This is a genomic window from Lentzea sp. NPDC006480, assembly GCF_040611995.1.
In the GTDB taxonomy this organism is placed as follows: Bacteria; Actinomycetota; Actinomycetes; order Mycobacteriales; family Pseudonocardiaceae; genus Lentzea.
Genome location: NZ_JBEXPJ010000235.1, coordinates 1 through 11,788 on the forward strand (window position 1 = coordinate 1; position 11,788 = coordinate 11,788).

Annotated in this window: 12 protein-coding genes; 5 read left to right on the forward strand and 7 right to left on the reverse strand. The window is 70.2% G+C overall.

The features are described 5' to 3' along the window. Window positions 1-16: 16 nt before the first annotated feature. The 6 genes from ABZX92_RS42990 to ABZX92_RS43015 all read right to left on the reverse strand — a co-directional run bounded on the left by ABZX92_RS42990 (window position 17) and on the right by ABZX92_RS43015 (window position 5,621). On the reverse strand, window positions 17-211 hold the full coding sequence (locus tag ABZX92_RS42990; protein ID WP_355571476.1) for a mersacidin/lichenicidin family type 2 lantibiotic: 195 nt from the start codon (window positions 209-211) through the stop codon (window positions 17-19). 18 nt (window positions 212-229) lie between these two features. Continuing rightward, entirely contained in the window at window positions 230-3,001 is a 2,772-nt protein-coding gene (locus ABZX92_RS42995) for a type 2 lanthipeptide synthetase LanM family protein (protein WP_355571478.1), read from the reverse strand. 51 nt (window positions 3,002-3,052) lie between these two features. Next, window positions 3,053-3,658, reverse strand: coding sequence for a response regulator transcription factor (locus ABZX92_RS43000; RefSeq protein ID WP_355571480.1), 606 nt, complete (start codon window positions 3,656-3,658; stop codon window positions 3,053-3,055). Continuing rightward, window positions 3,655-4,719 (reverse strand): histidine kinase, encoded by a 1,065-nt coding sequence (locus ABZX92_RS43005; protein WP_355571482.1) that lies wholly within the window; start codon window positions 4,717-4,719, stop codon window positions 3,655-3,657. Before ABZX92_RS43005 ends, ABZX92_RS43000 begins: the two co-directional genes overlap by 4 nt. A 10-nt stretch (window positions 4,720-4,729) precedes the next feature. Next, window positions 4,730-5,068: a hypothetical protein gene (locus tag ABZX92_RS43010; protein WP_355571484.1), complete on the reverse strand. Its 339-nt coding sequence runs from the start codon at window positions 5,066-5,068 to the stop codon at window positions 4,730-4,732. 157 nt (window positions 5,069-5,225) lie between these two features. Continuing rightward, the gene (locus ABZX92_RS43015; protein ID WP_355571486.1) at window positions 5,226-5,621 is read right to left on the reverse strand and encodes an ATP-binding protein; all 396 of its coding nucleotides are present in this window, start codon (window positions 5,619-5,621) and stop codon (window positions 5,226-5,228) included. A gap of 89 nt (window positions 5,622-5,710) precedes the next feature. Between ABZX92_RS43015 and ABZX92_RS43020 the strand changes: the two genes are divergently transcribed. Both ABZX92_RS43020 and ABZX92_RS43025 read left to right on the forward strand, forming a co-directional pair. Next, window positions 5,711-6,991, forward strand: a complete 1,281-nt coding sequence (locus ABZX92_RS43020) for a hemolysin family protein (RefSeq protein WP_355571487.1) — start codon at window positions 5,711-5,713, stop codon at window positions 6,989-6,991. Window positions 6,992-7,056: 65 nt separating this feature from the next. Beyond that, the gene (locus ABZX92_RS43025; protein WP_355571489.1) at window positions 7,057-7,995 is read left to right on the forward strand and encodes a sigma-70 family RNA polymerase sigma factor; all 939 of its coding nucleotides are present in this window, start codon (window positions 7,057-7,059) and stop codon (window positions 7,993-7,995) included. 75 nt (window positions 7,996-8,070) lie between these two features. On the opposite strand, the gene ABZX92_RS43030 is transcribed toward ABZX92_RS43025, so the two are convergent. Further along, on the reverse strand, window positions 8,071-8,847 hold the full coding sequence (locus ABZX92_RS43030) for a CPBP family intramembrane glutamic endopeptidase (RefSeq protein WP_355571491.1): 777 nt from the start codon (window positions 8,845-8,847) through the stop codon (window positions 8,071-8,073). Window positions 8,848-8,982: 135 nt separating this feature from the next. Here ABZX92_RS43030 and ABZX92_RS43035 point away from each other — a divergent pair, with 135 nt between their 5' ends. The 3 genes from ABZX92_RS43035 to ABZX92_RS43045 all read left to right on the forward strand — a co-directional run. Further along, the gene (locus tag ABZX92_RS43035) at window positions 8,983-10,053 is read left to right on the forward strand and encodes a sensor histidine kinase (RefSeq protein ID WP_355571493.1); all 1,071 of its coding nucleotides are present in this window, start codon (window positions 8,983-8,985) and stop codon (window positions 10,051-10,053) included. Continuing rightward, complete coding sequence (locus ABZX92_RS43040) at window positions 10,050-10,679, forward strand: response regulator transcription factor (protein ID WP_355571495.1); 630 nt, start codon at window positions 10,050-10,052, stop codon at window positions 10,677-10,679. The genes ABZX92_RS43035 and ABZX92_RS43040 overlap by 4 nt, the downstream gene beginning before the upstream one ends. Next, window positions 10,676-11,788, forward strand: a 1,113-nt coding sequence (locus tag ABZX92_RS43045) for an AAA family ATPase (RefSeq protein ID WP_355571497.1), incomplete at its 3' end; no start/stop codon positions are given. The genes ABZX92_RS43040 and ABZX92_RS43045, both read left to right, overlap by 4 nt.

Below are 11,788 nucleotides of genomic sequence, written 5' to 3' on the forward strand. Positions count from 1 at the left end.
GCAGACCACCTCCGGATCAGGAACAGTTCGGTCCGGAATCGGTGCAACGAGGACCGCCGTCCGTGCAGGCGGGCGACGAGATCAGGGCGGCACCGAGCATTTCGGTCTTCACGACGGCCGAACCGGCCGGGTGGGCGGGAACGGCGCCGGCCGGGAGCGTGGCGCGGAAGGCCGCGTCCTTCCAGGCGCGGACGATGGTCGCGTTCTTCATGTCGTACCTCCAGTACTCTCAGCGGCCGCCGGGCGCGGCCGGAGTCGGTGGGGCGAGCCGCAGCACCTGGGGCACGGCGTCCGGCCTGGCCAGGCGCAGCAGCCCGAGGCCGATGCCGGACGCGCCGGTCATCAACGCTGGAGCGGACTCCGGATGGGCGAACCCGCAGCGCGATCCGGCCAGCACTCCGCCGAGCTGCCGCTGGACCGACGCGCGCCAGTCGTCGCGGGAGAGCGCCTCCGCCGCGTCGGCGACGACCAGCAGGAGACCGAGGGTGCCGTGGCACAGCACGTCGACGAGGGGGCGCGGACTGTCCAAAACGGTCTGGACGGCCGTGGTGACGGCCAGGTCGTCGACACCCAGGCGGGACACCGCGATCCCCGCCGCGCCGTTGCACCAGTTGGCCGCGAACCGCCGGTTCGAGTCGCGCAGGTCCGGCCAGTTCTGTTGCTGGGGATCGAAACGCGCGTCTTCGTAGCGGAAGGCGTCCGCCGCGAGTTCGGCGGTCCGCGCGTGTCCGTCCAGCGCACGCGACAACTCCCTCAGCGCGTAGCCGATGCCCGCGGTGCCGTGGGAGAAACCGAGCAGGCGCATGGAGTTGCCGTGCATCGGCCACACGGCGCCGTCGTCGGAACGAATCGCGTGTCGCGCCAGGTGCCGTCCGTGGTCGGCGGCCACCGCCAGCGCCCGGTCGTCGCCGGTGACGGCGTGCCACGCGAGCATGCCGAGGATCGTGCCCGCCGACCCGTACACCAGGTCGAACTCGCTGTCGGGCACACCGGCCGTCAGATGCGCGAACACCGGGTCGGCCGGCGGCAGCACCGACGGGTCGTCCCACAGCGCCGCCAGGTGCGCCAGCACGTAGAGCTGTGACGGCAGGCCGAAGAAACCGCCCGACGGCGGTCCGGGGTTGGCGCGGACGCCCTCCGCGGCCAGGGCGGCGAGGTCGGTGTACCTGGAGGAGCCAGTGATCGCACCGAGGTGGGCGAGGAACAACGCGACGCCCGCGGTGCCCTGGTAGAGGTCGTGGCCGAGCGGCGCCAGCTGGAAGTCGGCCTCCTGGCCGACCGGTTCCATGCCGAGCCACGTCACGTCGCGCCGGCCGTGGATCGCCTGCGCCACCAGCATGTCGCCGATCGCGACCGCGGCTTCCAGGGAGTCCTCGAACGGCGCGGAACGGCCGGCTGGGCTCGGTTCCGCAGCCGACATCGAGGCCAGCACCACGAACCTCTGCCGGTCGATCTCCCGCTCGTCCAGCGCTTCCAGCCGGCGCGCGACGAGCTCCAGCGCGGTGTGCTCGAAGAAGTCAGGACGGCGAACACCGCGGCTGTCCCACAGATCGCGCGTGGACGGGGTGGCGGTGAACACCGGGATGTCGCCCTGCCGCAGGTCTGCGCGTTCGGCGTCGAGCACTTGGCGCAGCTCGTCCGCGCCCGCCTGCTCCAGCGCGTCGAACACCTCGTCACGAGCACTGGTGTCGCGCAGCCAGTCCGGGTGTCTGGCCACCCGCAGCAGCTGCCCGTACCCCGACGTGGCCCGCAGAACCTGCCGGACCGGCACTTCGCCGAACGCCCGCAACGGCCCGCGCAGCAGTTCTTCCCGGTGGCGCAGCAGGAACCGCATCATGCTGGTGAACCCGTGGACCAGCTCGCCGGTGTGTGCGAAGGCCGGCACCGCAACGCCGTCGAGCCGGGGCACGTTGGCCGCGACCGGGATCTCGACCCGCTGCTCGCCCAGGTGCATCGAGTCGGTGCCGGCGTCGTCCCACATCGGCCTGGTGAACGATGTCAGCTGCGCCTGCCCGGAGCTGAGGCCACCGATGTTGACACCGGCGTGCTGCTCGTCGCCCCACATCCGGCCCGGCAGGAACATCGTGCGCGCCACGGACTCCCGCAGCCGCGCACCCGCGACCGCGGTGGCGTCGTCGTGGTCCCCGGCGGCGGACACCGCGCGGTCGAACAACGTCTCGACGTCCACCAGCACCGGGTTCTCCCCGGCGGCGACGAGGTTCTCGTGGTGCATGTCCACACCGTCGATCACGTGCAGCAGAGCCAGGTACGCACCCTGGCGGCGGTAGAACCGTTGCACCGCGCCGACATCCGGGCAGTCGGCCGGTGCGACGAACTCGGACCAGCCGTAGGAGCCGCGGTTCGCCACCTTCAGCAGCGGAAGCGGCGGCACGTCCGGGTCGCCGGCGTTGCAGTACGCGAGCAGCGCCTGGAAGGCCACGTCGACCGCCATCGGCCGCGGCTTGTACACCAGCAGCGTCTGGCTGGCACCGCAGGTGAACTCCAAGATGCGCACGATCCGGCCACCGCGGTGCGGATCGCTGTCGCAACCGGTCCTGATGCCGGACAGGCGAGCGCCGTCCGGCAGCAGAACCCGTTGCAGCAGAGGGAGATCCGTGGCGAGCCGCCCGGCCATCTCGGCGAGCGCGCCGATCCACAGCTCCTCGGTCTCGCGCAGCCACGCGTCGAGCCCCCGGTACTCGGCCAGCAGTGCGGGCCAATCTCCGGGCAGCAGAGTTTCCACGTAGTAACGGAAACGGTCCTCAGGCGTCTCGCCCCGCAACCGGTTCTCCAGCCGGGCCACGTTGAGCTCCAGCACCAACGTCGGCCGGGCCAGCCGCGCGAGCGTGCTGCGAAGCTCGTCCTGAAGAGCGTCGCGGAGCGTGTCCCACCCAGGTACCGACACTCGGGCACACAGACGATTCCACGCGCTGGCAACGACATCGTCGAAGGCCCGCTCGAAGCTCACGGCGCGGACCGGCAGCGTGGTGTTCTCGCCCATGCGAAACAGCCTGACACCGGATCGGTGAACCGGCGCCAAACTGTTCCACTTTCAAAGCCACCCGTGCTCGTGCGCCAGCCCGAAGGCCTCGGCCCGGTTCGCGACCCCGAGCTTCGCGACGGCCGCGGCCAGGTGGTTGCGCACCGTCCCCGCGGACAACGAGGTGCGCGCGGCGATCGCCGCGACGGGCGTGCCGAACTCGGTCAGCCGCAACACTTCCAGCTCGCGCTGCGTCAACGGGCAGGGCGGCGCGGCGAGCGCGTCAGCGGCCAGCGCGGGATCGACCCACCGCGACCCGCCGTGCACGCGCCGGATCACGTCGGCCAGCGTGCCGCCCGGCGATCCCTTGGGCAGAAACCCCTTCGCGCCCGCGTGCAGGGCCTGCTGCAGGTGCGGCGGCCGGCCACGACCGGTCAGGATCACCACCGCGCACGACGGCAGCACGCGGGCGAGCTCCTCGGTGACCTCCAGGCCGTCCAGCTCCGGCATCTGCAGGTCCACCACGGCCACGTCCGGGCGGTGCGCCCGCGCGGCCTCGACAGCGGTCCGGCCGTCGCCCGCCTTGGCCACCACCTCAAGATCCGGCTCCAGGTCCAGCAACGCGGCGAGCGCGTCGCGGATCAGTTCCTCGTCGTCGGCCAGCAGCACTCTGATCACGCGGGCACCACGACCTGCAGCGTGAACTCGGCCGAGGACCGCTCCACGGACACGCGGCCGCCTACCTCCGCGAGCCGTTCGCCCATGCCCCTGATCCCGTTGCCCTCGCGGGAGGACTCCAGACCGGCGCCGTCGTTCGTGACGGTCATCCGCACCTCCCCGTCCTGCCGCGCGACGTCGATCATGCACCACGTGGCGTGGCTGTGCCGCAGCACGTTCGTGCACGCTTCCCGCAACGCCAGCGCGAGCTGGGTGGCGCCCTCGCCGTGCACCGGGACGTCCGCGACGGTGCACCGGATCCCGGCCTCCCGCAGCACGTTCCGCACGGCTTCGAGCTGCTCGGCCAGGTTCACCGAGCGGTAGCCGTGCACCGCGTCCCGCACCTCCGCCAGCGCCGACGACGCGAGTCGTTGAGCCTCGAACGCCTCGGCGGACGACCGTTCCGGATCTGACGGCGCGAGCCGCCCGGCCAGCTCCGCCTTCAGCGCGATCACGGTCAGCCGGTGGCCGAGCAGGTCGTGGACGTCGCGGGCGAACCGCAGCCGTTCCTCGCTGACCGCCAGCTCCGCCTGTGCCTCGCGCCCGGCCCGCGCCTGGGCCAGCAACCCGGCGAACCACATCGGCAGCCCGGCCATCGCGATGATCGTCACCCCGACCGCCGCCGCGATCATCTGGTACGTCGTGTGGTCGCGCGTCACGAAGAACCCGACCAGCCCGGACAGCACGACCGCGCCGAGCGCCGCCAGCCACCGCCAGACGCCGCTGAGCAGCAGGGGAGCGAACCCGGCGGCCCCTCCGCCGATCCACGCCCACGTCGACAGCTCGTCCGGCCCGACCGGCGCCACCAGCGGAATCGACACCAGGGTGGCCGCCACGAGCACCCACAGCCTGGCCTCCCGCAGCGCCACCGCGTACGCCACGGCCACGATCAGCAGGCCCAGCACTCCGAGCCAGCGGGTGGCCGACGGCTCGCGCAGCACCGACACCAGCGGCACGACGAGCGTCGCCACCCACAGCACGTGCAGGGTGCCGCGCAGCGCGGTGTGCGGAAGATCGTTCATCGCCATCAGCCTAGAACCACTTCAGCAGGATCGTGACGGCGATGACCAGGTCGAACACTCCGCAGAACTCCGACCACCAGCGCAGCACGACCGCGTTGCGCAGGTGGTGCAGGAGATCCCAGACGGCGTGCGCGCCCCACCCGAGCGCGATCAGCAGCACACCGGCGTGCGGCGACACCATGATCACCACAGCGGCCAGAGCTGCATACAGGCTGAACACCGCGAGTTGAACGCGTGGCGCCCGCCAGCCCCACAGCAGGTATGCCGCCTGGCACAGCAGCAGGGTCCACACGGGAGGCACCAGCGGTGCTTCCCAGAAGTCGAACGACACGGCTACTGCCAGCGCCATCGGCCAACGGTCGACCAACGTGCGCACCGGTCGTCTCTCAGGAGCTGCCGGAATCTGTGTCGAAACCCTCGTTGTCATGCATCGAGAGTCGAAGAAACTCTCCGCAGAACCCATCCGTGCCGTGTCACGACTTCTCTGTGCGAAACGCACAGGCGGGCTATGCGCCGACCTCCGCCCACACGGTCTTGCCGCCCTCCATCTCGCGCGTGCCCCAGCAACGAGAGATGGCGGCGATCAACATCAAGCCACGCCCCCGGGAGTTCCCGAGCCGTGACCGACCCAGTTCGGGTAGCGATGCCGGTGTGTGGTCGTCGACCTCGACTCGAATGTGGTCGGCGTGCCGTTGCACTCTCACGGCGCGTGGTCCGGTCGCGTGTTCATAGGAGTTGCTAGCCAATTCCGTGCACACCAGAAGAACGTCGAGCCGGACGTCCTCAGGAAGATCTCCCAGCAGAGAGCCGACCCACGCGCGCATTGCGGAGAGGTCGGGCTGATCTTCGGGCAGGGTGTGCAGGGTCCTCGCGGAGGTGCCGAGCACCTCGGGAGTGTCCATCAGATCCCCACCTCGTTCGGCTAGGCCTCCTGGCTGCTCAAGATGGCCGTCAGGGTGCGAAATACCACCCCACGTGCTACCCCAAACGTGTGGATGGCTATGGCTTCAACCTCGCGCTGGTCGCGGTCCTGGTGTTGGTGAACGCGGCGTTCGCGGGCAGCGAGATGGCGCTGGTGTCGTTGCGGGAGGGTCAGTTGCGCTCGCTGGAACGTGACGGGCACCGCACGCTGGTCCGCCTCGCACGCGATCCGAACAGGTACTTCGCGACCATCCAGATCGGCATCACGCTGTCCGGTTTCCTCGCCTCGGCCACCGCGGCGGTGTCGCTCGCGCAGCCGCTCGTGCCGCTGCTGGGGTTCCTCGACGGTGCCGCGGACGGGGTCGCGATCGCGCTGGTCACGATGGTTCTCACGTTTTTCACGCTGGTGTTCGGGGAACTGGCGCCCAAGCGGCTGGCGATGCAGTACGCGCTGCGCTGGGCGAAGATCGTCGCGCGCCCGCTCGACCTGCTGTCCACCGTGTCCAGGCCGGTGGTGTGGTTGCTCAGCAAGGCGACCGACCTCGTGGTGCGGATCTTCGGCGGTGATCCGGACGTCGAGGAGGAACAGATGTCGCCGGAAGAGCTGCGCGATCTCGTTGAGGTGCAACAACACCTGAACCCGGAACAGCGCACGATCATGACGGGTGCGCTGGAAATCCACGAACGACGGTTGCGCGAGGTGCTGGTGCCGCGCCGGCTCGTCACGACGCTCGAAGTAGGTTTGACGACCCGGGAGGCGCGGGAAATCCTGGCGAGGTCCGGACATTCGCGGGCGCCGGTGACGAAGGACGGTCACCTGGACGACGTGGTCGGCGTGGTGCACCTGCGTGATCTGCTCGACGACGACCGGCCGTTGTCCGAGGTCGGACGTGCACCGATGTTCCTGCCGGACTCGGTGCGCGTGACGGACGCGTTGCGGCGCATGAAGGCAGAGCACGAGCAGCTGGCGCTGGTGGTCGACGAGCACGGTGCGGTCGACGGCATCGTGACGCTGGAGGACCTGCTCGAGGAGGTCGTCGGCGAGATCTACGACGAGACCGACTCGGACGTGATGGCGATCAAGGCCGCGGCCGACGGGTCGATCGAGCTGCCCGGCACGTTCCCGGTGCACGACCTGGTGGACGTCGGCGTCGAGCTGACCGGCCCGCCCGGTTCGTACGCCACGATCGCCGGTCTGGTCCTGGTGCTGCTGGGCCGCATCCCGGAAGAACCCGGTGACGTGGTGGAGGTCGGCGACTGGACGATCGAGGTCCGGGCCGTGGAACACCACGCCATCACGCGGGTGAGGCTGAGGTCACAGGCGAAACCGCGGAATGAAGTGGACCACTGAACCGTTACACCACGTGCAGCCAGTTCCGGCTGCCACTCCTGCCAACGGAAACGGGGGGATTTGTCATGCCTGCAGATCTGAAGAACCGCGCGTCCGGACAGCAGGACGGGGACTCGGTCGGCCAGTACTTGCGCGAGGTTGGGCGCACACCGCTCCTGACCGCGTCCGAAGAGGTCGACCTGGCCAAGCGCATCGAGGCCGGCGTCTACGCCGCGCACCTGCTGGAGATCGGCGACACCACGCGCAACCGCCGCTCGCTGCGCAGGATCGCCGCCGAGGGTGAGCGCGCCAAGGACCACATGATCCGCGCGAACCTGCGCCTGGTCGTGTCGGTCGCGAAGAAGCACTCGTTCCGCGGCCTGCCCTTCGGGGACGTGGTCCAGGAGGGCAACCTCGGCTTGATCCGCGCGGTCGAGAAGTTCGACTACGCCAAGGGGTACAAGTTCTCCACCTACGCCATGTGGTGGATCCGTCAGGCGATCGAACGGGGTCTGGCCGACCAGACCCGCACGGTTCGCCTGCCGGTGCACGTCGTGGAAGAGGTCAACAAGCTCAAGCGCCTCGGGCAGAAGCTGTCCGCGGCACTGGGCCGCGAGGCCACGGTCGAGGAGATCGCCGCGGAGGCGAAGGTTTCCGCGACGCGCGTGCAGGACCTCATGGACGCCGCTCGCACCTGTGTCTCGCTGGAGACGCCGGTCGGTGACGACGGCGGTTCGGTGCTGGGCGACCTGATCCAGGACACCGACGGCATGTCCGCGCCGGACATGGTGGAACAGCAGGAGTTCACCGACGGCGTGCGGTCGCTGCTCGACGTGCTGCCCGAGCGGCAGGGCCGGATCATGCGCCTGCGCTTCGGCCTGGAGGACGGGCGTGAGCGCACCCTCCAGGAGGTCGCGGAGGAACTCGGCCTGACCCGCGAGCGGATCCGCCAGCTGGAGAAGCAGTCCCTCGCGGTCCTCAAGCAGTCGGGCCGTCCGGACGAACTCTTCGCGCTCGCCGGCTGAGGACCTGCGAAGTCAAGGCGCACAACCCGCGGGCCGGCCCGACACCAGCCCGCAACGGCACCTGGGAGCTCCAGGTCAGGGACGCGGCGACGGCTGACGCCGGAACGATCGGCCCCTGGAGCCTGACCCTGTGAGGTAGGCGGCGAGCACCAGCGCGCCGAAGGTGACGAGCTGCGCCCCGATGAACGCGTCGGGGCGCAGCGTCACGAACATCCGCACGAACGCGTCGTGCCCCGCGTGGAACCCGACACCGAGCCACAGCGACCCGCTCACCACCCGGCAGCACGCCAGCATCAGCCCGAACCCGGCCGCCATCAGCGCGTAGACCAGCCGTTCGGTCAAGGTGTTCGCGCCGCCGTGCGAGAAGACGTGGATGGACCCGAAGATCAGCGAGCTGACCACGACGGTCGCCCAGAGCGGCATCCTCTCGCGCAGGTTGGCGAAGATGTAGCCGCGGAACACCAGCTCCTCCGGGAACCCCTGGGCCAGCAGCGTGCTCGCGGCGATGGAGATGACCGCGACCGGGATGCTGACACCACCCCAGTCCACTCCCCAGCGGGCGTTGCCCAGCCACACGTTCACCGCGCCGCCCAGCAGCGCCACCGCCGCGGCGATCGCGATGCCCGACAGGAGCAACGGTGTTGTGGTGCGGTCGAAGCGCACCAGGTCCTGCGGCTTGCGGTCGAGGCGCCGCCGCAGCAGGTACACCAGACCGAACACGCTCACTGACGCCGCCGAGGCCCCGATGACCAGTGAGACCGTCATCGGCAACGAGGCCGTCGCGAGCTGGACCAGTGCGCCGACGATCACGATCGTGGCGACGAAACCCAGTAATGCCAACACAATTCGCATGCCTGGAGATTGTGCGAACCGGACGCGTGGACCACATCCAGCCGCGGACAGGCAGCGGACCATGACCGAAGTCATGGGTCAGGCAGTCACCGAAGTCCGATGTGCGCGAGCGGCCTTCTCGCTAGCGTCTCCGAAGTGCGTCCACTGCTGTTCACCGTGCTGTTCTGGGTCGTGGCACCGGCCGTGCTCGTCGTCCATCTGCTCGGTGCGCCCACCTATCCGGCCTGGCTCGGGGTCGTGCCGCTCGCGGGCTTGCTGGCCGTGCTGGTCGCGTTGTGGTTCGCGCTGCCGTGGGAGATCACGACGACGCGCAAGGCGGTGAGCATCGCGTTCGTGATCGTGTGTGTGGTGCTGGCAGCTGTGGACGGTAGTGGGCTTGTCACGCCGTTGGTGCTCATCGGACTGGGGAACGTCACGCAAGTCTTCGGCACGCGGTGGGCGTTCGGCACGCTCGCGGTCACCGTCGCGTTGTTCGTCGTGGGCGGGATGGCGCTCTACGGCCAGGACTGGGTCACTGCGTTGCGCGGCGCGACCATCGTCGGTGTGCTGTGTGCGTTCGGCATCAGCGTGGCGGCGGCGGTGCGCAAGGCGGTGTTGCAGGCGGAAGAGATCCGGCGGCTGGCCGTCGCGGAGGAACGCGCGCGCATGGCGAGGGAGATGCACGACTCGTTGGGGCACTACCTGACGGTGGTCAAAATGGGGCTGGAGAACGCGGAACGGCTCCGGGAGCGCGCGACGGACAGGGCGTGGGACGAGGTCCGGCAGGCCAAACTGCTGACCATGGAGGCGTTGACGGAGACACGGCGGTCCGTGCGCGCGTTGCGTCCCCTCGTGTTGGAGGGCAGACGGGGGAGCGACGCGCTGAGGGAGCTCGCCAGGACGTTCGACGGCCTGCGGGTGCGGCTGCAGGTGACGGGCCAGGAACGCGAGCTCGGTCCAGACGCGGAGATCGTGCTGTACCGGGCGTTTCAGGAAGGGCTGACGAACGTGCTGCGCCACGCCGAGGCCGCCGAGGTGACCGCCGAGCTGAGCTTCTCGCCGGACCGGGTGGTGCTGGTGATCGGCGACGACGGCCGGGGCGCCGAGGTGGTGGACGGCTTCGGGCTGGTCGGGCTGGGGGAACGCGTGGAGGCGCTGGGAGGTGCCGTGACCGCCGGGAACCGGGCGGCCGGCGGGTTCGAGCTGCGGGTCGAGCTCCCGGCATGATCAGGGTGATGCTGGTCGACGACCAGGAGCTGATGCGGCGCGGGTTGCGGACGTTGCTCGACATCGAGGACGGCATCGAGGTCGTCGCCGAGGCCGCGAACGGCGAGGAGGCGCTCGCCGCGATGGACTCACGCCCTGACGTCGCCCTCGTCGACGCGCGGATGCCGGTGATGGACGGCGTCGCGTTGATCGGTGTCCTCAAAGCCGAACATCCGGACGTGGCGTGCATCGTGCTGACGACGTTCGAGGAGGACGAGTACATCTTCGGCGCGCTCAAGGCCGGCGCTCTCGGGTACCTGCTGAAGGACACCTCGCCGGACGACCTGGTCGCGGCGATCCACAAGGTCGCGGCCGGGCAGATGATCCTGGACGGCCCCGTCGCGGCCCGGCTGGTCGCCGAGGTCGTCCAGCCGAAGGTCACGTTCCCCGGCCACGAGCTGCTGTCCTCGCGCGAGTCGGACGTCGTGGAGCTGGTGGGCACCGGGGCGAGCAACAGGGAGATCGCCGCGCGGCTCCACATCACCCTGGGCACGGTGAAGAACCACGTGTCGAGCGCGCTGCGCAAGCTCGGCCTGCGGGACCGCACACAGCTCGCCCTGGTGGTTCGGGAAAGATGGCGGGCGTGAACGTTCCGGCTGTCCTGCGCACCCTGGCCCGGCTGAGTGCCGCCGAGCAGCCGCAGAAGGTCCAGCTCGACCTCAGCAAGGCGGCGGGCCTGCTGTGGCTGGGCGACCACGAGCCGTCGTGGCAGGCCATCACGGCGGTGCAGGAGGGGCCGGGGTGGACGCCGATCCCGTGGACCGCGCCGAAGCACGCCCGCGACGAGGTCTCGCACCTGGCCGCGTTCGACGCGTTGCACCAGGAGGACCGGCTGCTGCGGCTGGGCTGGGCGTTCCTCGCCGGACCCGCGATGATCGGTGGTCAGCGGCGCCGGGTGTGCCTGCCGCTGGTGTCTCGGCCGGTGCGGCTGCATCACGGGATCGGGCTCGGCTACGCCTACCACGTCGCCGGTGACGCGGGGGTCTTCCCGTTGATCGACGACTGGGCTCGCACCGCCGAACGGGAGGCCGCGCTCGCGCCGACCGAGCAGTGGATCACCGAGACGCTGCGGCTGGCCGGGTTCGAGAACGTGCCGATCGTCCACGACGACCCCACGGGGCTGATCTCCGGCGGCGAGCTCGTCGTGGCGATGGGAGCGGGGCTGCACGCCGGTGAGCCGGTGGTGAAGACCGAGCAGGGTGCCGCGTTGTTCGACTGGGCGGGCAAACGCGGGCTGGAGTCGACGGCGTTCGCGGCCCTTTACGGTGCCGGTGAGGCGCTGGACGGTCCCAGGGTCCCGGTCAGTTCGGCGTTGCCGTTGAGCCACAGTCAGATGCGCGCGGTCGAGCACGCCCGGCGCGCGCGGATCACCGTCGTCGGCGGCCCGCCGGGAGCGGGCAAGACGCACACGCTGGCCGCGCTGGCGCTCGACGCCGTGGCCGCCGGACGGCCGGTGCTGCTCGCGAGCCGCACCCGCAACGCCGCCGACGTGCTCGGTGCCGCGCTGCGCCGGGCAGGTGGTCCGGTACCGGTGTTGTTCGGCGACTCGGAGCTGCGGCAGGAGATGGCGCGCGAGCTGTCGGACGGCCTGTCCGCGACGAGTGATCATCAACGAGCAGACGTTGCAGCGGATGTTCGAGCTGGCGAACGCGGCACCTCAACCGGGGTTTCTGACCGCGTTCCGCATCGTCGGCTG

What these genes read in the sequence shown, in the direction of transcription:
- ABZX92_RS42990 (WP_355571476.1), bottom strand. Translation starts at nt 211, where the DNA reads ATGAAGAACGCGACCATCGTCCGCGCCTGGAAGGACGCGGCCTTCCGC.
- ABZX92_RS42995 (WP_355571478.1), bottom strand. Translation starts at nt 3,001, where the DNA reads ATGGGCGAGAACACCACGCTGCCGGTCCGCGCCGTGAGCTTCGAGCGG.
- ABZX92_RS43005 (WP_355571482.1), bottom strand. Translation starts at nt 4,719, where the DNA reads ATGAACGATCTTCCGCACACCGCGCTGCGCGGCACCCTGCACGTGCTG.
- ABZX92_RS43010 (WP_355571484.1), bottom strand. Translation starts at nt 5,068, where the DNA reads ATGGCGCTGGCAGTAGCCGTGTCGTTCGACTTCTGGGAAGCACCGCTG.
- ABZX92_RS43015 (WP_355571486.1), bottom strand. Translation starts at nt 5,621, where the DNA reads ATGGACACTCCCGAGGTGCTCGGCACCTCCGCGAGGACCCTGCACACC.
- ABZX92_RS43025 (WP_355571489.1), top strand. Translation starts at nt 7,057, where the DNA reads ATGCCTGCAGATCTGAAGAACCGCGCGTCCGGACAGCAGGACGGGGAC.
- ABZX92_RS43030 (WP_355571491.1), bottom strand. Translation starts at nt 8,847, where the DNA reads ATGCGAATTGTGTTGGCATTACTGGGTTTCGTCGCCACGATCGTGATC.
- ABZX92_RS43040 (WP_355571495.1), top strand. Translation starts at nt 10,050, where the DNA reads ATGATCAGGGTGATGCTGGTCGACGACCAGGAGCTGATGCGGCGCGGG.